This is a genomic window from Arthrobacter sp. 05T442, from assembly GCF_056395945.1.
Genome location: NZ_JBFTKM010000010.1, coordinates 50,860 through 71,715 on the forward strand (window position 1 = coordinate 50,860; position 20,856 = coordinate 71,715).

Annotated in this window: 21 protein-coding genes; 4 read left to right on the forward strand and 17 right to left on the reverse strand. The window is 67.5% G+C overall.

Features of this window, described 5'->3' with window-relative positions; translation table 11 throughout:
- Window positions 1-3 precede the first annotated feature (3 nt).
- From AC1DES_RS11390 to AC1DES_RS11405, 4 genes are all read right to left on the reverse strand, one after another.
- Window positions 4-1,365, reverse strand: a complete 1,362-nt coding sequence (locus tag AC1DES_RS11390) for an MBL fold metallo-hydrolase (RefSeq protein ID WP_476895808.1) — start codon at window positions 1,363-1,365, stop codon at window positions 4-6.
- A gap of 31 nt (window positions 1,366-1,396) precedes the next feature.
- The gene (locus tag AC1DES_RS11395; RefSeq protein ID WP_476895809.1) at window positions 1,397-1,699 is read right to left on the reverse strand and encodes a rhodanese-like domain-containing protein; all 303 of its coding nucleotides are present in this window, start codon (window positions 1,697-1,699) and stop codon (window positions 1,397-1,399) included.
- 81 nt (window positions 1,700-1,780) lie between these two features.
- A complete protein-coding gene (gene nhaA / locus AC1DES_RS11400; RefSeq protein ID WP_476895810.1) occupies window positions 1,781-3,145 on the reverse strand; it encodes a Na+/H+ antiporter NhaA in 1,365 nt (454 codons plus the stop codon).
- A 161-nt stretch (window positions 3,146-3,306) separates the two neighbouring features.
- On the reverse strand, window positions 3,307-4,104 hold the full coding sequence (locus AC1DES_RS11405; RefSeq protein WP_476895894.1) for an alpha/beta hydrolase: 798 nt from the start codon (window positions 4,102-4,104) through the stop codon (window positions 3,307-3,309).
- 240 nt (window positions 4,105-4,344) lie between these two features.
- Between AC1DES_RS11405 and AC1DES_RS11410 the strand changes: the two genes are divergently transcribed.
- A complete protein-coding gene (locus AC1DES_RS11410) occupies window positions 4,345-5,451 on the forward strand; it encodes a GTP pyrophosphokinase (protein ID WP_476895811.1) in 1,107 nt (368 codons plus the stop codon).
- A gap of 329 nt (window positions 5,452-5,780) precedes the next feature.
- A complete protein-coding gene (locus AC1DES_RS11415) occupies window positions 5,781-6,791 on the forward strand; it encodes a bile acid:sodium symporter family protein (protein ID WP_476895812.1) in 1,011 nt (336 codons plus the stop codon).
- 75 nt (window positions 6,792-6,866) lie between these two features.
- Here the strand turns inward: AC1DES_RS11415 and AC1DES_RS11420 are convergent, their stop codons facing one another.
- The 6 genes from AC1DES_RS11420 to AC1DES_RS11445 form a co-directional block, all read right to left on the reverse strand.
- Complete coding sequence (locus tag AC1DES_RS11420; protein WP_476895813.1) at window positions 6,867-7,277, reverse strand: DUF7793 family protein; 411 nt, start codon at window positions 7,275-7,277, stop codon at window positions 6,867-6,869.
- A gap of 220 nt (window positions 7,278-7,497) precedes the next feature.
- Entirely contained in the window at window positions 7,498-8,541 is a 1,044-nt protein-coding gene (locus AC1DES_RS11425; protein WP_476895814.1) for a DUF2891 family protein, read from the reverse strand.
- Window positions 8,542-8,569: 28 nt separating this feature from the next.
- Window positions 8,570-9,541 (reverse strand): DUF979 domain-containing protein, encoded by a 972-nt coding sequence (locus AC1DES_RS11430; RefSeq protein ID WP_476895815.1) that lies wholly within the window; start codon window positions 9,539-9,541, stop codon window positions 8,570-8,572.
- Window positions 9,538-10,257: a DUF969 domain-containing protein gene (locus tag AC1DES_RS11435; RefSeq protein WP_476895816.1), complete on the reverse strand. Its 720-nt coding sequence runs from the start codon at window positions 10,255-10,257 to the stop codon at window positions 9,538-9,540. The genes AC1DES_RS11430 and AC1DES_RS11435 overlap by 4 nt, the downstream gene beginning before the upstream one ends.
- 251 nt (window positions 10,258-10,508) lie before the next feature.
- The gene (locus tag AC1DES_RS11440) at window positions 10,509-11,186 is read right to left on the reverse strand and encodes a GntR family transcriptional regulator (RefSeq protein ID WP_476895817.1); all 678 of its coding nucleotides are present in this window, start codon (window positions 11,184-11,186) and stop codon (window positions 10,509-10,511) included.
- Between the two features lie 29 nt (window positions 11,187-11,215).
- Window positions 11,216-11,845 carry a LacI family DNA-binding transcriptional regulator gene (locus AC1DES_RS11445; RefSeq protein WP_476895818.1) on the reverse strand — a complete coding sequence of 210 codons (630 nt, stop codon included), beginning with the start codon at window positions 11,843-11,845 and terminating at the stop codon, window positions 11,216-11,218.
- Window positions 11,846-12,439: 594 nt separating this feature from the next.
- Between AC1DES_RS11445 and AC1DES_RS11450 the strand changes: the two genes are divergently transcribed.
- Together AC1DES_RS11450 and AC1DES_RS11455 are read left to right on the forward strand one after the other, a co-directional pair.
- Entirely contained in the window at window positions 12,440-13,015 is a 576-nt protein-coding gene (locus AC1DES_RS11450; protein WP_476895819.1) for an SRPBCC family protein, read from the forward strand.
- A complete protein-coding gene (locus tag AC1DES_RS11455; protein ID WP_476895820.1) occupies window positions 13,016-13,618 on the forward strand; it encodes a DUF6919 domain-containing protein in 603 nt (200 codons plus the stop codon).
- Window positions 13,619-13,670: 52 nt separating this feature from the next.
- Here AC1DES_RS11455 and AC1DES_RS11460 read toward each other — a convergent pair whose 3' ends face one another.
- The 7 genes from AC1DES_RS11460 to AC1DES_RS11490 form a co-directional block, all read right to left on the reverse strand.
- Window positions 13,671-14,000, reverse strand: coding sequence for an antibiotic biosynthesis monooxygenase (locus tag AC1DES_RS11460; RefSeq protein WP_476895895.1), 330 nt, complete (start codon window positions 13,998-14,000; stop codon window positions 13,671-13,673).
- Between the two features lie 162 nt (window positions 14,001-14,162).
- Entirely contained in the window at window positions 14,163-15,683 is a 1,521-nt protein-coding gene (locus tag AC1DES_RS11465) for an aldehyde dehydrogenase family protein (protein ID WP_476895821.1), read from the reverse strand.
- Entirely contained in the window at window positions 15,680-16,438 is a 759-nt protein-coding gene (locus AC1DES_RS11470; RefSeq protein ID WP_476895822.1) for an HD domain-containing protein, read from the reverse strand. Before AC1DES_RS11470 ends, AC1DES_RS11465 begins: the two co-directional genes overlap by 4 nt.
- Before the next feature lie 41 nt (window positions 16,439-16,479).
- A complete protein-coding gene (locus tag AC1DES_RS11475) occupies window positions 16,480-17,799 on the reverse strand; it encodes an NAD(P)/FAD-dependent oxidoreductase (protein WP_476895823.1) in 1,320 nt (439 codons plus the stop codon).
- Between the two features lie 2 nt (window positions 17,800-17,801).
- Window positions 17,802-18,122, reverse strand: coding sequence for a 2Fe-2S iron-sulfur cluster-binding protein (locus AC1DES_RS11480; protein ID WP_476895824.1), 321 nt, complete (start codon window positions 18,120-18,122; stop codon window positions 17,802-17,804).
- A 47-nt stretch (window positions 18,123-18,169) separates the two neighbouring features.
- Entirely contained in the window at window positions 18,170-18,982 is an 813-nt protein-coding gene (locus tag AC1DES_RS11485; protein WP_476895825.1) for an SDR family NAD(P)-dependent oxidoreductase, read from the reverse strand.
- Window positions 18,975-20,843, reverse strand: a complete 1,869-nt coding sequence (locus AC1DES_RS11490; protein ID WP_476895826.1) for a PEP-utilizing enzyme — start codon at window positions 20,841-20,843, stop codon at window positions 18,975-18,977. The genes AC1DES_RS11485 and AC1DES_RS11490 overlap by 8 nt, the downstream gene beginning before the upstream one ends.
- Window positions 20,844-20,856 lie beyond the last annotated feature (13 nt).

A 20,856-nucleotide genomic window follows, 5' to 3' on the forward strand; every position in this document is an offset into this window, starting at 1 on the left:
GGCCTAGTTAGGCACCTGGTCCATAGGCATCCCGGCCGCCTCCGCATGCGCGAACCTGGCATCGATGTGGACCACGTCCCTGCCGGCCCGCTGGAGCAGGCTGGCGGCCACCCCGGCCCGGTACCCGGTCGCGCAGTGCACCCACACCCTTCCGGCGGGCACGTCATCCAGGCGCAGCAACAGCTCGTGCAGCGGGACATTCACGGCACCCGCCACCCGCGACGCGGCGTACTCATCCCTCCGGCGGACGTCCAGGACGGTGTCCGCGCCGGCGCGGTCCGCGACCACATCCTCCCAGCCCGCCCGGGGATAGGAGACGACGTCGGCCTGCGGGGCCAGGGCGCGCGGATCGGTCCCCACCGCCGCGTCCGGCGATTCTATGCCGATGCGGGAGAGGTCCCGGATGGCGTTTTCAACGTCCTCGTGGGAGCCGACGAGGGTCAGCTGGTCCCCCCAGGGCAGCACCCAGCCAAGGTAGCTGGTGAAGCTGGAGCCGCTCCCGTACTCAAAGCTGACGCTGCCCTTGAGGTGGCTGCTCGCAAATGCCACCCGCCGCCGCAGGTCCACCACCCACTCGCCCTCGTGCAGGCGCCGGGTGAGCTCGGCGGCGTCGAGCGACTCGGGCACGGTCAGGTCCGCGGGGCCCGGGCCCCGGACGTTGGCCGGGCTCATGTGGGCGTAGTACGCGGGGTAGGCCGTCAGGTTGGCGATGAGCTCGCGTACGAAGTGCTCCTCATCCGGGTCGGTCAGGGCATGGTTGGCCGCGAGCTGTTCGCCAATAGTGGATGACTTGGCGCCCGTGGACGGCCCGGATGAACAAAAGGAGCCGAAGCCGTGGGTCGGGAACAGCGCCGCATCGCGCCCGGCTTCGGCAACGAGGCGCCGGACGGAGGCGTATTGATCGTGGGTGAGTCCGATCGTGTCGGTTGAGGCCACGAGGTCGGTGCGGCCCACCGAACCATAGAGCAGGCTGCCGCCGGAGAAGACGGCCTGCTTCTCGCCGTCGTCGACAATGAATGACAGGTGGGTATGGGTGTGCCCGGGCGTGGCGACGGCCGTGACCGTCAGCGAACCGACCCGGACGCTCTGGCCGCCGGAGATGGGCGTGCGCTCGAACTTCACGGGATCGTCGGCGTTCACGAGATAGCTGGCGCCGTGCTCCCGGGCAAGGATCAGGCCGCCGGTGATGTAGTCATTGTGCAGGTGGGTTTCCGCCACGTGCGTGATGGTGACCCCGGCAGCACGGGCGGCCGCTTCGACGCGGTCCGTGTCCCGCTGCGGATCGATCACCAGCGCCACAGTGCCGTCGTGGACCAGATAGCTGCGGTCCCCCAACTGCGGGGTCTCAATGACGACGACATCCATGGTTTCCTCCGGCGGCCGGACGCGGGTGGGCTCAGCCCTGGTTGACCGGGTGGCCGTTGCGGTGCCACTCAGTGATGCCGCCCGTGACGTTGACGGCGTCGTAGCCCTGGTCTTCAAGGAAGGTGGTGGCCTGGGCGCTGCGGCCTCCGGCGGCGCACATCACGTAGACCGTCCCCTGCGCCGGAACGTCATTCAGCGACTGCGCAAAGCGTGAGAGCGGGACACTCTGGGCCCCGGGCACGCGGATTTCCGCAAACTCGCCGTCCTCGCGGACATCGACGATTGCGGCGTTGTCGCCAAGCGCGGCGAGGTCATTGACAGAAATGCTCTTCATGCTTGCGTCCTTTCGAGGTGGCCGGGCAGGTCCCGGCGGGCCACTCTCCCTAATCATACCCCCTGGGGTATAAAATCAGCCCTAAGGGTATTTGGTAGCGTCCTGCTGGTAAACGTCCGGGATGCCGTCGTGGTCGGAGTCGACGTTCTCTTCATCCTCGGCCTGCCGGTATTGCCGGTTCCGGGTGCGCAGCACGGCGGTGGCCAGCAGCGCCGCGAGGACCGACGCCGCGAGGATTCCTACCTTCGCGTGGTCATCGTGGACGCTGCCCTGCCCGAAGCTCAGTTCGGCCACGAGCAGCGAAACGGTGAAGCCGATGCCGGCCAGGATCGAGAGGCCGAAGACGTCGATCCATTTGAACGAGCCGTCCAGCCGCGCCCGCGTGGCCTTGGTGATGAGCCAGGTGGTGCCCAGGATACCCGCCGGCTTGCCCAGCACCAGGGCGAAAATGATACCCACGGCCACCGGATCCGCCACCGCGGCGCCGAGTCCGCGCCAGCCGCCCACGGCGACCCCGGCGGAGAAGAAGGCGAACAGCGGGACGGCCACCCCGGCGGAAATCGGGCGGAAACGGTGTTCGAAGATTTCCGCGAGTCCGGGCCCGGCGTCGGGACCCCCGCTGGCCCGGGAGCGGATCACCGGTACGGCGAAGCCGAGCAGGACTCCTGCCACCGTGGCGTGGATGCCCGAGGCGTGCACGAGTGCCCAGGTGGCGGCCCCGAGGGGGAGCAGGATGAGCCAGGCGGCGAGGGCGCGCGTGCCAAAGAACCGCCGATACTTCTGCGCGAGCAAAGTGTAGAGGCCCAGCGGGAGCAGTGCCAGAAGTAGCGGGACAGGCTGGAGGTCGCTGGTGTAGAACACCGCGATGATGCTGATGGCCAGCAGGTCATCCACGACGGCCAGGGTGAGCAGGAAGATCCGCAGGGCGGAGGGCAGGTGCGAGCCGATGATCGCCAGTACCGCGACGGCGAACGCAATATCGGTGGCGGTGGGGATGGCCCAGCCGCGCAGTGTCCCGGGGCTGCCGACGTTGACCGCCGCGTAGATCAGCGCCGGGAACGCCACGCCTCCGACGGCCGCGGCGACGGGGACGATGGACTTGCTGATCTGCCGCAGGTCCCCCGCCACGAATTCGCGTTTGAGCTCCAGTCCGACCAGGAAGAAGAAGATGGCGAGGAGTCCGTCGGCCGCCCACGCACCGAGGCTTAGCTCAAGGTGCCACGGCGCGTAACCGAAAGTGAAGTCCCGGAGTGCGAAGTAGCTGCCCGACGCCGGCGAATTGGCCCAGATGAGGGCGATCACCGCCGCGGCGGCCAGCAGGGCGCCGCCAACAGTTTCCTTGCGGAGGATTTCCCTGATCCGCAGGGATTCCGTATAGCTCCCGCGGCCGAAAACGGTGAATCGCGGGGGTACGGACGGCGGGAGGGGAGGAGGGGTGGCGCTCATGGGATCCTCAAAATCGGCTCGACAGAATTATGCCGACCAGACTTCCCGGCGCACCTGGACCCTAGTCTATTGGACTCCAACCGGTTTTCCGGCTGCTTGTGCGGCGCCCCGGCTGCCCGGCGGTCGGCGCCGGCGGAGGCGGCGCCCTGGCGGCGGAGGCCTCAGCCCAGCAGCAGCTGCACGAGTTCGCGGCATTTCCGGTACGCGGCAGCCTTCGGATCGATCAGTGCGAAGTGGTCGCCTGGGACTTGTAGAAGCTGGACGGGTGCGCCGGCCGCCTTCGCAGCCCCGGCATACGTTTCGGACTGGCTCATCGGAACGGTGTCGTCGTCAGTGCCGTGGACGGCATATACGGGAACTTTCAGGGGCAGGGCGCTCATCGGGTCTACGAACTTATGCCGTTTGGGGTATTTTTCGGAGGAGCCGCCCAGCAGGTTGCTGACCGCGCCGTTGCTGAGGTTCAGCCGTTCGGCGGCGGCGAGGTTCAGGACCCCTGACTGGCTGACGACACCCGTGAGCTGCACAGCGCCGCCGTCGTCCCCCTTGCGCAGGAGCTGGCGGTCGGCGTCGGGCGCGCCGAGCTGCGCGAGCCTGCAGCGGCCCGCCGCCCAGACGGCGAGGTGGCCGCCGGCGGAGTGCCCCAGTGCGACTACCCTGTCCAGCCCCAGTCCGTGTTCCCCGGCGACGTCGCCGAGTTTGTCGATTCCCGCCAGGACGTCGGCAAAAGTGTTGGGCCAGCCGCCGCCGTTGCCGGCGCGCCGGTATTCCAGGTTCCAGGCAGCCATGCCGTGGGCGGCGAGGTCCCTGGCCAGCGGCTCGCCGAGTTCTGCACCATATTGCGAACGCCAGTAGCCGCCGTGAATGACCACCACCACGCCCTTGGGCGCGGCCGCCTCGGGCAGGAAGAGCTCTCCCCACTGGCTCGGGTCATCGCCGTAGTGGTACTTGTGCCGCTTCACTGTGTCCTCCTCGGGGCCCGGTGAACAGGCGGCGGAGACTGCCCCCAGTGTCACCGCCACTGCGGCCGAGATCAAAGTCCGACGCCGCACATCAGCCATGTCCCGAGCCTACCTTGGGCGCCGCGCCGGGCGGCGCAGGCCCGGCTCGGGGCGTTCAGTCACCGGCATTGGCAGCGCGGCGGACGACAGCAGCTGGGGTGTCGGCCCGACGCCGTCGTCCGCGCGCCGTAAGCTGGACGCATGGCGAGCAATTGGGATCGGCTGGACCTCGGCTTGCGCGAATCAGTGCAGGAAAACGTGGAGCTCTACGAGCGGGTCCGTCCTGCGCTGAAGCTGGTCACCCGGGAAGTCCTGCTCACCCTGCGGGCCATGCTCAAGGGCACCGAGGTGACACCGCTGTTCGTCACCGGCCGGACCAAAACCGTGGAGTCCTTCCGCGAGAAGATCTCCCGCACCGAGGAGCCCCTCGAGCCGGGCGGGCCGCCGGTCCTGAAGTTCCCGGACCCGTTCCGGACCCTCAATGACATGGTGGGCATCCGCGTCATCACCAAGCTTCCGGCGGAAAACGCCGTGGTGGCCAACATCATCAAGCGCCAGCGCCAGCTCTTCGACTGCCGCGGGGACCGCGAGAAGGACATCGGTTCCATTGAGTCGGGAACTTATGGATATTCGAGCCGGCACCTGATCCTGCGGACCATCCAGAACGAGGCCGTCAAGGACTACCAGCAGGTCTTCAACCCTGACGCCCAGCCCAACGGCAGCTATTTCTTCGAGTGCCAGATCCGTACGGTGTTCGCGCACGCCTGGAGCGAGATCGAGCACGACATTCGCTTCAAGGCCGAGGACCCCCGGGCCTGGACACCTCACTTCGACCGCCAGTTCACCGCCACAGCAGCCATGCTGGAAACGGTGGAGAGCGCGTTCTCCGACCTGCATGACCGCTACGAAGAGGTGCGCAGCTACTGGGACATGGATGGCGAAGGGGCTGCGCCGCTGACGCCTAACCGGATCCGCGACGTCTGGCGGACCCTATTGCCGCACGTGGACCGGAAGGTGGACGACGACTGGGGCTGGGCCGCGGAGCTGATGGCCGCCCATGGCCTCAACCAGACCATGCAGCTCGCCGGGCTGCTCAGCGCCAACCGGATCACCGAGGTCCGCAAAGCACTGGACCACCGCTACTCCCCCGGCCCGGACCGTCTCCTGGATGACCTCCTGCTGTGGCAGTACGGCACCGAACACATCGACCTCACCGCGGAACCGGCCGACGCCGTCCCGCACCCGCGGCGGGACAGCCTCCTGCGGCGGCTCAAGCAAATCGAACGGTACCGGCTGACGCAGGGGTAGGGCTTCACGGCGGCCCCGAACGTTCCTGCCCAGTTACTTCGGGGGGACGAACCGGAAACGCACCCCGCGCCCGGGACACGCCGGGCTTTTCCGTGTCCTGGAGATAGCAACTGGGCAGGAGCGCGCGGGCCACGTCCAAAGTCCCCCGCGCAGGCCGTCCATCAGCACGGCGGCGGCACGCTCCCGCCGGCCGATGACTGCGTCGCCGTGCCGGACCGCCCCGCGCAGGCCGGCCACCAGCGCCGCTTGCCAGTCAAAAATCCGACATATTTGTCCGACACCCGGTCATGAAGTGGCCACCTGGCAGACACTGGTGCCACCATGCTTGGATGCTTGAGGCAACCAAATCCCAGAATGACGACGCCGGCACCCGCACTGACGCGGAGGCCCCGGCCAATCCCGCCCTCGCCGCCGAGGCCAAGATCGCCCGCATCGCGGTGACAATCTTCCCGATCCTGGTGGTCGTGGCCGGCGTCGCCGGTTTCCTGCTGCCTGGCGCGTTCAAACCGCTTGCACCCAGCGTGCCGTATCTGCTGGGCATCATCATGTTCTGCATGGGCCTGACCCTGACGCCGCCGGACTTCGCCTCGGTGGCCAAGCGGCCGTGGGCCGTGGTCCTCGGCATCGTGGCGCACTACGTCATCATGCCCGGCGCCGGTTGGCTGATCGCCGTCGGGCTGCACCTGGAACCGGAGCTCGCGGTGGGCCTGATCCTGGTGGGCTGCGCGCCGTCGGGGACCGCGTCGAACGTGATGGCCTTCCTGGCAAAGGGCGATGTCGCCCTGTCCGTGGCCGTCGCCTCGGTTTCGACGTTGATCGCCCCGATCGTGACTCCCCTGCTGGTGCTGTTCCTGGCCGGTTCGTTCCTGAACATCGACGCCGCCGGCATGGTTCTGGACATCGTCAAGACCGTGCTGTTGCCGGTGATCGCCGGCCTGCTGGCCCGGCTCTTCCTCAAGAAGCTCGTGGCCAAGGTGCTGCCGGCACTGCCGTGGGCCTCCGCTGTCGTGATATCGCTGATCGTGGCGATCGTGGTGGCCGGCAGCGCGAGCAAGATCGTGGCCGCCGGCGGCATTGTGTTCCTCGCAGTGGTGCTGCACAACGGCTTCGGCCTGGGTCTGGGCTACCTCGCCGGCAAGCTGGGGCGCCTGGATGACAAAGCCCGCCGGGCGCTGGCGTTCGAGGTCGGAATGCAGAACTCGGGCCTGGCCGCCACCCTTGCCACGGCCCATTTCAGCCCCCTGGCCGCCCTGCCGTCCGCCGTGTTCTCGCTCTGGCACAACGTCTCCGGCGCCATCGTTGCGGCGTGGCTGGCTCGCCGCCCGCTGCGCGACGCCTGACGCGACTCCTAACGGAGACCGATCCGACCGGCCCGGCCGGCCCGCGGCTGGAGCCCTTCGAGACCGGTGCGACGCCTAGACCCGGACGGTGTCGCCGTTAGCGCCGGTATCGTCATCCGCGCCGGTGACACTGTTGAGCCAGGCGATCGCATCTTGCCTGGAGGTGAAGAACTCGTGCGGGTAGCGGGTGTGCCGGCCCATGGCGGCGGCCACAACACGGTCCACGACGCTGGAGCCGAGGACGGCAATGGCCAAAACGCCCGTCGTCTGGGCGAAAACATAGCGGGCGGCCGCACTTATTTGCACATCCGTCATTTCGGACAGCATTGGCATCGGCGCGCCACCACTGAGCCGCTCCGCGGCGCGGATGGCAGAGTGGGCGTCGGCGACGTCGACAATAGATCCCGGCTGCCAGATTGACTCGATGATGCCTGAGCGCACCTGTAGCGAGTTCTTCCCGTGGGCAGCGGTGATTTCCCTCAGCACGACTCCCCCTGCGCTTCCCAGCGTGGCGACTGCTCCGCCAGCACCCCAATGCTACCTGCCGGTAGCACACCGCCCGGGAGATTCGGATCGGGCGAGGCGTCCCTCCAGCAAAAGGGCTCCCTGCCGGGAAAGGGGATGCCGGCGGTCTCGGGGAAAGTTCCCCGGGACCGCCGGCATCCAGACCCTACGTTGGGCCGGGCATCACGCCGCCACGCGGCTGCTACAGCGCGGAGGCCAGGGCATCCCAGGCGAAGCTGGCAAGCCAATGGCTGGACATGAACTCCTCGGTAATGACCGAACTCAGGCCCGCCGACAGCAGCGGCTCCAGCGCCTCGTCCAGAGCAGCGAGTGCGCCGCCGGCGCTGGTGGCGCCGCCTGCCGCCAGGGCCTTCCGGATGCGGATGATCTGGCCGGCACGCGTGAGATTCAGTCCGTTGAGGTGGGCCAGGTAGCCGTCGGACTCATCCGTGACGGTGGCCTTGGCGAGAATGCGGTCATCCGCGGAAAGCCCCGGGAGGAACGCATCAAACCATTCAGCAAAAGCGTCCGCGTCCAGCACCTTGGCCATGAGGTCTGCTTCGCTGAGGCCAGCGGACAGGAAGTCCTGGCCGCTCATTTCCCACTCGCCCGGCCAGCCGGCGTCGTCCCCGAACCAGCCGAGGGCAGCCGCCCCACACGCCGCTGCTGCCTCGTCCCGGCCCAGCTGGCGGAAGGAATCCAGCATCATGCCCAGTCCGAAGGCGGCGTTCGTGTGGATTCCGTGGCGCACCGGGAACTCGGCCTTGGCTGTCCAGCCGGCCACGAGGGACGCGACGACATCGACCAGCGGGTCCAGGGCCGCTCCCCAGCCGCGAATCTGCTCGTCCTCCGACACGGCGGCCGTGGCGGCGAGGCGCACCAGCCAGGCCCAGCCGTACGGGCGTTCCCAGCCGGGATTGGCCGCCAGATACGCGCCCTCCACGGCCAGGTTGTCCGCCGTCAGGTTCGCAGAAAGCACGGCCCGCAGGGCCGCGTCCCGCCCGGCGTCGAGCCCGTGCTCGAGCAGGCTCACACCCAGCCACGTCATGTGCACGCAGGAGTGCCAATCGAAGGACGTGTGGAACGCGGGGTGAAGTTCCCGCGGTCCGGACCGCTCCGCCGGTGACTTTTCCACGTGCTGGGAAGAGAACGGGTAGGGCCGGGACAGATTCGCCGCGACGATATCCGCGTACTCGTTGGCCAGCGCGTCCATCTGGACCGAGGGGTTGAAGGTGATGACGTCCATGTGTCTCCTTGCAGTTTGTGGGTGCCGGCTAGTGGAAGGCGAAGAAGTACATCAGGACGATGTTGACCCCGAGCAGCGGAATGGCGGTGGGGACCTGGGCCTTAATCACGCCGTACTTGTTCTTCATCTCCAGGAGCGCCGACGGGACCAGGTTGAAGTTGGCGGCCATCGGTGTGCACAGCGTGCCGCAGAAACCTGCGAGCATGCCGATCGCGAAGACGATCGCCGGGGTGCCGTGGAAGGTCTGCACCAGGACCGGCCAGCCGATGGCTGCCGTCATGATCGGGAACGCGGCAAACGCGTTGCCCATCAGCACCGTGAAGAGGAACATCCCCACGGAGTAGACGACGACGGCGGCGAGCAGCGAGCCCTCGGGCAGCATGCCCTTGGCAAGCGTGCCGACGGCGGTGCCGACGCCGGCCTTGGTGAAGAGGATGCCCAGGGTGGACAGCATCTGCGGCAGCAAGGCAGCCCAGCCAATCGATTCCAGAATGCGCCGCCCCTCGAATACCGGGGCCAGCTTTTGCTGGGGGCGCAGGATCACGACGGCGACGATCGCGGCGACGACGGCGCCCACAGCCAGCGCCACGAGCGTGGTGTTGGTGGGATCGAAGATCGGCTGACCGCCAATCTTCAGCACAGGGGCCAGCAGCACGATAACGACCGTCACCACCGGAAGGGTCAAGGCCGGGATGAACAGCTTGTTGCCGAACTTGGCAGCTGACTCGGTGCGGCTTTGCACGCTGGTGGTCCTGGCCTTGCCGTCACCGAGCAGGCCGGTACTCGCCAGCGCGACCAGCACCAGCACGCCGATACCCAGGATCCAGGCCGGAGCGGTACCCGCCTGCACCCATGTGCCGTAGAAGAAGCAGAGACCCAGAAGCCCCCAGAAGGTGGAGCTGCCCCAACGCTTGGGGTGGCTCGTGTCGCGGGCGATCAGGAACGCCCAGGCAACAAACAGCATGCCTATCAGCCAGAAGACGGCTTCAACCTTGATCATGCTTCTCCTCCGACGGTGACGGGCTCTGCAGACTTCTCTGCTTCTGCGGTGCGGGCATCCTTGTCCAGCTGGCGGTCAAGGCGCAGGAGACGGAAGCCATGGATGAGGAAGGCGAAGATTGCGGTGGGAATGGCCCACACGGCAAGCTCCAGCGGCTCCAGGTGAAGGTGGTACGTGGTGTCCACGAAGGTCGTGATCAGCAGGATGGATCCGACGGCGACGAAGATGTCTTCGCCGAAGAACACGCCGACGTTGTCCGCCGCAGCGGAGTGGCCCTTGATCTTTTCCTTGACCTTGTCCGTGACGCTTCCATAGCGGCGGAGCGCGGCGCCCTCAGCCATCGGGAAGACCAGCGGACGCACGGTCTGCGCGTGTCCGCCGATACTGTTCAGACCCAGGGCCGCCGTGGCCTGCCGGACCAGCAGGTATCCGAGCAAGACCCGGCCGGCCGTCAGCTTGGCCAGTTTGGAGATCAGCGTTTTGGCCTGTTCCTGCAAGCCGAAACGCTCAATGATCCCGATCACCGGCAGCACGACCACAAAGATGGTGACGGATCGGCTGCTGGCGAATCCGGAGCCGAAGGCATTGAGGATTTCCAGCGGCGAGAGGCCCCCAAGAAGGGCCGTCACGATGCCGGAGACCGTGACAACGATCAGTGGGTTTAGGCGGATGGCGAAGCCAACGATCACCAGCAAGACCCCGATGAGTACGAGCATATTTTTCCATTCCCGCTTCGGCCATGACTGGTCAGCGGAGGGTTGTAGTTGGAGGCACGGCCAGAAGGCCGCCGCGGATCGACTGTCCACGGATAGTGGTGCCCGTCACTTTGGAGAACAGCATATGTTTTTGTTCAACAATCTGACAAGCCTTTTGTCCAACGAACTGACAGGCTTCGGTTCCATTTGCGCCGCGACGCACCCTGGGGAGACCGCCGTCGGGTCCTCCTCGATGAGCGAAAGGGGCCGGTTCAGGCGGCCATGGCCGCCAGCAGCTGGCCCTCCGCGCGGTCGAGGTACTGGCGCATGAACTCCGCCGCGGCGGCGTTGTCCCCGGAACCCATGAGATCAATCAGCCTGACGTTGTCGGCTAGATAGGGTTCGTGGAAAGCGGGATCGGAGCCCATCGCGTGGAAAACCAGGCGCATCTCAGCGAGGACCTGTTCCATCAGCGCGTCCAGCCGCTCGCTGCCCGCACGCGCCACGACCGCACGGTGGAAGTCCTGGTTGGCAGCTGCCATGCCAGGGACGTCGCCGCGGGACCGGGCCCGCTGCCCCTCGGCCACTATGGCCCGCAGGTCGTCAACAGGCGCCGGCTCCTGCCACAGGATGGCGGCGGGCTCGACGTAGCGGCGCACACGGTAGATCTCCCGGACGTCCTCGGCCGTGGGCCGGGCGACAAACACTCCGCGGTTCGGGATGCGGGCGATGATGTGCTCGGCATGCAGGGAGGTGAACGCCTCGCGAAGCGTATTGCGGCTGACGCCGAGGGCCTCCCCCAGCGCCTCCTCGGACAGCTTTGTCCCCGGCGCCAGCTGGCCCGCCGAAATCCGTTCGCGCAGCTGGGCCGAGACCCACAGGCCGGTGTGGGCATGGGTCTCCCCCTTGGCCAGCCGGCGCAATTCTTCCAAGACCGCCTCAAACGTCATGCCTACCAGCCTAGGGCCGCGTCCGGCGTTCAATCCCCGTCGCCGGCACCTGTGTTGGGCGCCAGTCCGCGCATGTGGTCCACCAGGGTGAAGACGGCTCGCGCACACACGAGTTCCGGGGTGGACGCCGGGCCCGGCGGCACGACGTCGGCGTCCGCGGGCCCCAGGACGTCCGCGGGCTCCGGGACGTCGAGGGGCTCCGTGACGTCGGGGATCACGAGCTGTGCCACGCGGCGGTCCGCCAGCTCCGCCAGGGCGACGACGTCCTCGGGGTCCTCGCCGTGGTGCAGGAGGATCACGCCGTCGGCGCCGCCGGAGAGCATGAACTTGCGCCAGCCCCCGCCCAGCAGGATGACCGCCTGGTAGCCGTGCTGCGGCAGGATCTGTGACAGCGCGGTGGCCAAGGCACGGTCCCGGGGCTGGTCGAGATCGGCAAGGGCCACCGCCACCAGGTCTGTCCGCCCCCGTCGCATTCCCCGGGCGGCCTGGTTGGCGACGTAGCCGAGTTCGCGGACGGCGGCATGCACCCGGTCCTGGGTAGGCTGGCTGATCCGGGTGGTGCCGCCGGACCTGCCGGAGAGCACATAGGAGACCGTTGTCAGGGACACGCCGGCCCTCTCCGCGACATCGCGGATGGTGGGTTTGGATCCATGCCGCACTGATTGCTCCCGGCTGTTTCTCCGCCCGGCTCCGTGGCGGCTCCTGAAAACTTCGTCGTGGGGGTGAACCCCGGTGTGAACTCTAGCCCGAAGCACCGATCCCTGGCCCGTCGACCGGCGCCGGGTCCGCAAGGGCAGGACTCTGCATCGCATCGTCAGGTCGTGCCGGATAGTGTTTCGGGAAACGAGTCCACATCGATTCTGGGGGAAACGCGTGGCACCTGGCATCTACGGTGCCGATGTCGCGCAGCTAAGGTCGCTCTCCAAGTCCATCGGCGCCCCCGTCGATTGCTCCCTAACTGCCGTTTTCCGGACTCATAACGGCAGTTACGGAGCAATCGACGATACACGCAGGCACGCACCACAGGCACAGGAAATCGCCGCCGGACATCTTCCGACAGGCTTCCTTACGGGTGGCAGGCGGGTCTTCGGGCCTGCCCCGGTCCTCCGGCGTCCGCCGCCGGGCCTGCAGCGACTCTGTGTTACCGAAGATTGCCCTCCGTGACGCGGCAGGACGGAATTGTTCACGGCGGTCCTCAACTGGCCTAGCCTGCATAGAAGACCTGCAAAACAACGGGCACGATCACAGGAGGGGTGAACTTGTCAGTGAGCACGCCGCGCAATGCGCACCGGACCTCGCACCGGACCAGCATCAATGCCCCGACGGACCTGGTGTTCAGCATGCTGCGCGAAGCCTCGCACTGGCCGTACCTTGACGGTCTGACGGTCTACTCGGAGCGGGTCAGCGGCGACGACGCCACGCACGAACTCCGTACCTCGGTGGTTTCCAACGGCTCACTCAGTTCAAGCCACAGCTGGCGCGTCTTTGATGCCGCCACCCACCGCGGCGAGTTCCAGCAGCTGCATCTGGAACCACCGCTCCTGCAGCTCGGCGGCGACTGGGAGATCCGGTCGTCGGACGGGCTCTCGGTGGCCACGCTGAACCACATGTTTGAGGTCGACGACGAGCGCTTCGCAGACCGGATCAAGCAGATCGTCGAGGACTACAGCCGGCGTGAGCTGGAGGCACTCCGGGCCACCTGCGAACGGCTTTCCCTCCTCCTGCAGCACCACGCCCCGCAGGGGCAGTCCCCGAACCCTTCCGCGGGGCAGTCCGCGGCCCAGTCCGCGGCTCACTCCACCGCTCACTCCGCGGCCAGGGAGGCCTGAATGTCAGGGGACAGGTTCACGACGGAACGGGACAGCTTCGGCCGGCTCCTCGCGGACCGCGACGTCTGGCGCCAGGCCACCACCATCCCGGCGGCCGGGGAGCTGACCGCCCGCTGGCTGGAAGGCAAGAGCGAGTACCAGCCGGGGGTCTTCTCGCCAGGGTTCGACGACGAGACCGCGTCGATCTCCGGAGAGCTCGCCCGGCTCAACCGCAACGGGCTCTTCACCAAGGAATCGCAGCCCGGCGTTCAGGCGGGGGGCCTCGCACAACGCGCCTACGTGACGGCTTTCTGCAGCCCTGAGACGGCGTCGGCGCTCCTGGCGTTGTCCACCCGGACCGGCCTCGTGACGGTCGCCCATGCACCCGGGGAGGCGAGCAGCGCCTCTATCCCGGTGACTGTGCAGGACGACGCCGTCGCAACCGTGCTGGGAAGCAGCGAAGGCCCGCTGGGGGACGACCAGCTCCGGGACTGGGCGGCCGAGTCCAATGAGACTTTGGCCCTCGTCCTGGCGGATGCCTGGTACGTGGAAGTCTTTGATCCCGTCTGGGGCCGGAACGATGTCCTGCTGCCCGCCGTTTTTGAGGCGCTGCAGGCCCAATAGCCCGTCGGGAAGGGCGTCGCAACTCGGCCGGCGGCTATCTGTCCCGGTGTTTTTACATATCGGTGGCATCCCAGCCGATGCTGGCCGCCTCGTCCAGGGTTCGCGCCTCGAAATGTTCCAGCAGTTCCTTAAGGGGCTGGAACATTTGCTCGTACATCGCCGAGGCCCGCCACTGCTCGATCTGTTCGAGCGACTCCCACGGGCCGGTGCTGATGAACCGGTTGCGGACGTCGCGGTCGTGCATCAGCACGGCTTTGGCGTTGGGGAAATCCTCTTGGGTCTTTCTGGCCAGATCACGCCAGGCCTGCACGAAATCGTTTTCGCGTCCGGGATGCACCAACCAAATTCCCAGCGTATAAACCGACACGTCGATCGCCTCCATCTTCTGCACGGGATTGATACGCCCGATTATCGGCTTGCGCCCCGGTCCGCGGTAGGGTCCAACTGCCCGCCGGGGGCACACACAGCAAACGCGGAGTCACTCCGCGCCCATCCAAGGGCCCGGGATGGGCGCGGAGTGACCCCGCGTTGTGGGTTCGGGCGGCTACACCTTCCGGTGGATGGACTTGTAGCTCAGGTACGCGTTCAGGCCTTCGACGCCATACTCGGTGCCCAGGCCGGAATCGTGCCGCCCGCCGAAGGGTGCGGCGTGGTTGGAGGCGAAGAAGTTGATGCCCACGGAGCCGGTGTCCATCCGGTCCGCGACTTCCAGGGCCGCCTCGGGATCCTGCCCGAACACCAGCCCGCCCAGTCCGAATTCCGTGTTGTTCGCCAGCGCCACAGCCTCATCGATACCGCCGTCGACGTTGTCGTCGTACTTCAGGATGCAGATAACCGGGCCGAAGATCTCCTCGCGGGAAATCCGCATGTCCGGCGTGACGTCCGCGAATACGGTGGGTTCCACGAAGTACCCGCCTTCCAGCCCCCCGCCCAGCGATGCCGCACGGCCGCCGGTCGTGGCCCGGGCGCCTTCCGCCAGCCCGGACTCCACGTACTCCAGCACCGTCCGGTACTGCGCTTCCGTGGCGCAGGGTCCGAACACTGTGCCGGGGTCCAGCGGGTCGCCCTGCTTCCCGGCAGCGATGGTGGCAGTGACCATGTCCACCACCTCCTCGTACCGGCTGGCCGGGACCAGGAGCCGGGTGGAGATGTAGCAGGTCTGGCCGGTGTTGCGCATGCAGGATCGAATGAGGACTTTGGCCATGGCATCCAGGTCGGCGTCGGGCAGCACGACCGCGCTGGACTTCCCGCCCAGTTCCAGGGTGACGGGACGCAGTAGCTCGCCGCAGGCCGCCGCGATTTTCCGGCCCACCGGGGTCGACCCGGTGAATGCGACCTTGTCCACGCCGGGATGCTTCACGAGGGCATCGCCGAGCCGCCCGGAGCCGGTGACCAGGTTGACGACGCCGGCGGGGACGCCCGCGGCGGCCACGGCGTCGATGATCGCCCGGATGGACAGCGGGGTGGGCGAGGCCGGCTTGATCACGACCGTGCAGCCGGCCAGGAGCGCAGGGGCCAGTTTGATGACCACGAGGTTGATGGGGAAGTTCCACGGCGCGATCAGCGCGCACACGCCCAGGGGGTCCCGCCGGACCACGGATTCGCCGCCGCCGCGCGGGAAGGCGCGCACGTCCTCGCGCTCGAGGTATTCGGCGAGCGTGGCGAAGTAGCGGAAGATTCCGGCGGCGTTGGCGGCCGCCCCGGCGGATTCGGAGACGGGCGAGCCGTTCTCGCGGGTGTTGGTGAGCGAGAGTTCCTCTGCGCGCTTCTCCACTTCGTCGGCGATGCGCAGCAGGTACGCGGCCCGCTCCGACGGCGCCAGTCGGGGCCATTCGCCCTGGAAGGCGCGTTGGGCGGATGCGACGGCGGCGCCCACGTCCTCAACGGTGCCGTCGGGGACGGACCCCCAGACGTCGCCCGTGGCGGGGTCGGTGACCTGGTTGCGGCCGGTGCCGCGGGCCGGGGTCCAGGCACCATCGATGAAGATGGTCTCCTCATGGGTGTACGGCAGCTGCAGCGCGGCGCGGACGGCGACGGCGGGGGCGTCGTGCGTGGCGGAAGTCACCGGATCACCGCCGTCTTGAGCAAAGCAGTGGAGCGGTTCAGGTCCGCGGTGGCCATGTCGTGGGCGGCCTGGGTGATGAGTTCGGGCACGATTTCCGAGGCCAGCCGGTCGGTGTAGGTGGCCGGGTCCATCCCGAACCAGGAGGACGCCAGCGCGATCCCGGCCTGGTCGAAACGCCACAGCCGGTCCGCGTCACGCATGAGTGCATCCTCCACGGAGTGCGCCACGAACCGGGTGTCGTGGCCGTCGATGATGTCGCAGACACGCTCCACGAACTCGGGAGAGTAGCCCAGGCCCGGGAGCACGCGGCGGGCGACCTCGCAGCCCTGCTTCTCGTGCTCGTAGCGGATGGCGGCCTTGCGCCAGTCACCGGCGAACCCTTCGGAGATGATCCTGGATTCGTCCACGTGGGCCCAGCCGGTGTCGTGCAGCAAGGTGGCCACCCGGACGAGCTCTGAGTCGGCGTCCGGGTAGGCCCGGCAAAGCCGTTCGGCGAAGGCGAGGGAGATCGGCAGGTGGATATCGTTGCCGCGGGTGCGGGTCTCGTGGACCACGGCCCGCCAGAGGCCGTCGAGTTCCTCGAGGGCCGCCGGGGTGGTGGCGATCGGGGCGGTGTCCACCGGTCCCGGGGCCGGGACGGGCCGGACCGGGTACGCGGCGGCGAAGTCCGCAGCAGCGGGATGGGCGGCCGCCGGGTTTTCGGAGACCGGGTTCGGGGTGACGGTGCCGGCGGCCGGGGTCTTGGGGGTGGTCATAATGCTCCTTCGGGTGGGGCCGACTTACTGCCTGAGTGGAGTTAGCTGTCCGTGGTGATCGTCTTGAGGGGTGTTGCCGGATCCGCGGCGGCGTCGGCGGGGATGTTCTGGCCTTTGGCGAGGGCGTTTTTCACGGCCATGAAGTCCAGCGGGGCGTTGACGCAGTCAGCGGCGATCACCTGCCCGTGGCGGTAGTAGAGGACGCTGAATTTGCCGCGTTGCCCGTCCCGCCGCAGCACGGTCTGGTCGTAGCCGTTGCACAGCCCGGCGATCTGCAGTTTGAGGTCAGCCTGGTTGGACCAGAACCACGGGATGCCGGCGTATTCCTCGCGCCGGCCGGTGAGCGAGTAGGCGGCCACCTTGGCGTGTTCAATCGCGTTGTTGACGCTTTCGAGCCGGATCCGCTCCCCCGGCGCCGAGCCGGGCACCGGGTTGGGCATGTTGGCGCAGTCGCCGATTGCCACCGTGGTGCCGTCCGAGGCCAGCGCGAAGCGGTCCACGACGATCCCGTTGTCCACTGTCAGGCCGAGCTGTTCAGCCAGCTGGGTGTTGGGGATGACCCCGATGCCCACCAGGACGATCTGCGCCGGCAGCACGGTGCCGTCCTGGAGTTCGACGCCGGAGACGGCCGTCTGTTTTTCACCCGCGGCGCCGCTCGCGGTGAAGCGTTTGGCGCTCGTGTTCAGCCGGATGTCCAGGCCGCGGGCCCGGTGCGCCTCCAGGAAGTACGCGGCCGTTTCCTCGCCGACCGCGCGGCCCACCAGGCGCGGGCCGAATTCCAGCACGGTGACGTTCTTGCCCATCTTCTGCAGGCTGGACGCGGCTTCGAGGCCGATGAACCCGCCGCCGATCACCACGACGTCCTGCGCGTCTCCCACCCGGGCCTTGAGGGCCAGGGCGTCGTCGGCGTTGCGCAGGTAGAGCACGCCGTCGAGGTCCCCGCCCTCGATCTCCAGCTTCCGGGCACGGGCGCCGACGGTCAGGGCGAGGCGCTTGAAGGGGAACTGCTTGCCGGAGGACGAGTGCGCGACGCCGGATCCGTCCGGTTCCTTCTGGATCCGGACAACATGCTCGCCCTTGACCAGGTCCACGTCGTGTTCGGCCCAGTACTCGTTGGAGCGGAAGATCAGGGATTCGCTCTGCACCGTGCCTTGCAGGAACTCCTTGGACAGCGCCGGGCGCTGGTACGGGCGGTGGTCCTCCTCGCCGAGCAAGGTGATGTGCTCGTCGAAGCCGAGGGCCCGCAGGGATATGGCGAGCTGGACGCCGGACTGGCTCGCGCCGATGATCAGCAGGCCGGTGCGGGTAGCCGGTCCGGTTCCGGAGGATGCCTGCCCGGCCGCGGCAACGTGCGTGCTCACGGCTACACCTGGGTTTCGGGTGTGGTGACGAACAGTTCGAGCTCGTCGGTCAGCCGGAGCTGGCAGGACAGCCGTGAGTTGTCCTCGCGGTCCACGGCGGTGCCGTAGAGCATCTCGTCCTCCATGTCCTGCATCGGCGGGAGCTTGGCAAGACAGTCCTCACGGACAAAGACGTGGCAGGTGGCGCAGGACAGCGAGCCGCCGCATTCGGCCACGATGCCGGGAACACCGTTTCGCACCGCGGTTTCCATGACGGAGTCGCCGGGATTGCCCTCGACGTCGCGGACAGCGCCGTCGGCGTCGGTGAAATGAACCGTTGGCATTGGTTCTCCTTGGGGTTGAAGTCGGAATGTTGGCAAATGGGACAGAGTCAGATGAACTGGCGTCCGCCGTCGATCACCATCGTCTGGCCGGTGTAGTAGGAACTGTCCGGGCCGGCCAGGAAAAGCGCCGCACCCACAATGTCCTCCGGCTGGCTGGCGCGTTTGATCGCGCCGCGGTCCACGCCGTAGTTCTCGGCGTTCTCCATCAGCCCGTAGCTGGCCTCAGTGAGGGTGAAGCCGGGGGCGATCGCGTTGACCGTGATCCCCCGCCGGCCCAGTTCCTTGGCCATCACCCGGGTCAGGGCCACCACGCCGCCTTTGGAAGCAACGTAGTGCAGCCACTGCTCCGAGCCGCTGAAGATCGTGGCGCTGGAGAGGTTGATGACGCGCCCGCCGCCGGGAATGTAGGGGCTCGCGGCCCGGGTCACGAGCCAGGGGCCTTTCAGGTTCACGTTCATGACCAGGTCCCATTCGGCCGGATCGATGTTCTCGAACGGGCTGCGGGTCACCCCCGCGTACACCGCGGCGTTGTTGAGCACGACGTCGATGCTCCCGTTGCCGAAGTCCGCGCAGCTTTTCGCGAGGGCCTCGGTGGAGCCGACGCTCGTGACGTCCGCATGGAACGCCGCCGCTTCGGCCCCGGTTTCCTTGACCAGCCTGGCGGTTTCCTCCGCGCCGTCGAGGTTCACGTCGGCCACCGCCATGCGGTAGCCGCGGCGGCCGAAGCCGAGCGCGAACGCCCGGCCGAGGCCGCCGGCGGCACCGGTGATCAGGACGGTCCTCCCCGGCTGCCCGCCCGGACCCGCAGCACTATATTCCGCAGCAGGCATATTTGTCGCGGGCGTATTCGGCTCAGACATGGCTGTGGCTGTGCGCCCCGGGTCCGGCGACCACCAGTTCGTCCAGCGCGTCGAGGATCTGGACCGTGCCTTTGGTGCCGTCCACCCGCAGCCGCTGGCCGGTCTTGATGGTGGTGGACGCCGAGCCGGTGCCGGTGACGGCCGGAAGCCCGTATTCGCGGCAGACGATCGCGGCGTGGCTCATCATGCCGCCGATGTCCGTAACCGTGGCCTTGATCTTGCCGAAGATCGGGCCCCAGGACGGCGCCGTGACGGTGGCGACCAGGATCTCGCCCTGCTGCACCTCGGAGAGCTGGTCCGCGTCGGTGATGACGCGGGCCAGGCCTTCGACGACTCCGGGCGAGGCTGCCATGCCGCGCAGGCCGCCGCCTTCCACCGCCTCGCCGGCTCCCAGCCACTGCTGGACCTGCTCGGTGGTGATGCCCCAGAGCATCCGGGTGAAGGGTTCGGTGATGATTTCCGGCGGTGTGTTCAGGGCCGGGGCCGGACGGGCGGTCTTGAGGGCGTCCACGATCCCGCGGCGGCGCTCGATTTCCTCCGGCCAGTAGTCCGGGCCGATCGGCTTGGCGCCGACGCCCCAGCCGGTGACCAGGTCAAAGAGCGCGTCGCGGACCTCGTTGCGGCCCAGGTAGAGGAGGTCGTCCGGCTCGGTCCAGAAGCCCTCGGCCTGCATCATGCGGCTGAGCTCGCGGATCTTGCGCCAGAAGACGCCCATGGTCCAGTGCTCGATGTAGAAGTTGTGGTTCTCCACGTACGGGTAGGCCGTGCCGGCGAGACCGCGCTTGGCGTCGAACAGTGCCTGGTTTTCGCCTTCCAGCAGCTCCCGGTATTCCTCGATGATGCGGTCGCGTTCGGTGATGAGGGCCGCCACCGGGCGCATGATTTCCTGGCCCTCGTCCACCCGGCGGATGTAGTCCGCGACGTAGCCGAGCGGAATTTCCTGGTGTTCGTTCCAGTACTTGTCGTGGCCGTAGAAGCCGTTGCCCACGGTGAAGTTGAACCACGGGTCCTTGGCGGCCTCGTACTGGGCCGTCCAGCGGTCCCCGCCCGGGGCGGCAGCGATGGCTGCCAGGGTGGCATCGACGTCGTCCGTGTTGCCAAAATGCCCTTGAAGCTGCAGTTCAACAGCCAGTTTGGCGAGCTGCTTGAGCTCGTCATCCGGGCGGAAGAGTTCCATGTCCACGCCCTGGACCATGGTGGCGATGGACTGGTCCGGGATGTTCGGGAAAACCTGCTTGCAGAAGTTGAAGAAGTCCAGGTAGGCGATGTAGCCCAGGTTCAGGAACTCGAAGTGGTACTGCCAGTTCTGGTAGGCCAGCTGGATCAGCCGGTCGTAGCTCTCCAGCAGCTTCTCGGAACCGTCCTTGCCCTTGCCGGAGAGGATGTCCTCCATCGGGACCACGTCCGGGAGTCTTGGGAAAGAGATGGATTCCATCTCCTCGATGGTGCCCTTGACCTTGACGTGCCACTGCTTGAGGAGCTGGTCCCAGTTCTGGAAGTAGTGGCCAACGCGCTGCTCGAACAGCGGCACGCGGGCGGCGATCTGGTCCTCCGGCACCGGGATGGGCGACATGTACAGGTAGCCCAGATGGACGCGGAACTCGATCCCGTTGGCATTGGGGATCATCAGGTGCCGGGCGTTGTACTGGCCCAGGCACTTGACCGCGAACTCGCCGCCGATGGTCTCGAAGGGCTTGAACACGGTGGGCCAGTGCTGGCTGTCGCAGAACCAGAACTTGGCGTCTTCCTGTTCCTTGAGCTTGTCCTGGAAGACCAGGTAGTAGGGGTAGATCTTTTCCCAGCCCTCGGCGCCGGCGGGGACCGCGAGCTCGGAGGGTTTGGGGAAGGACTTCAGGGACATGGCGGTCCTTTCA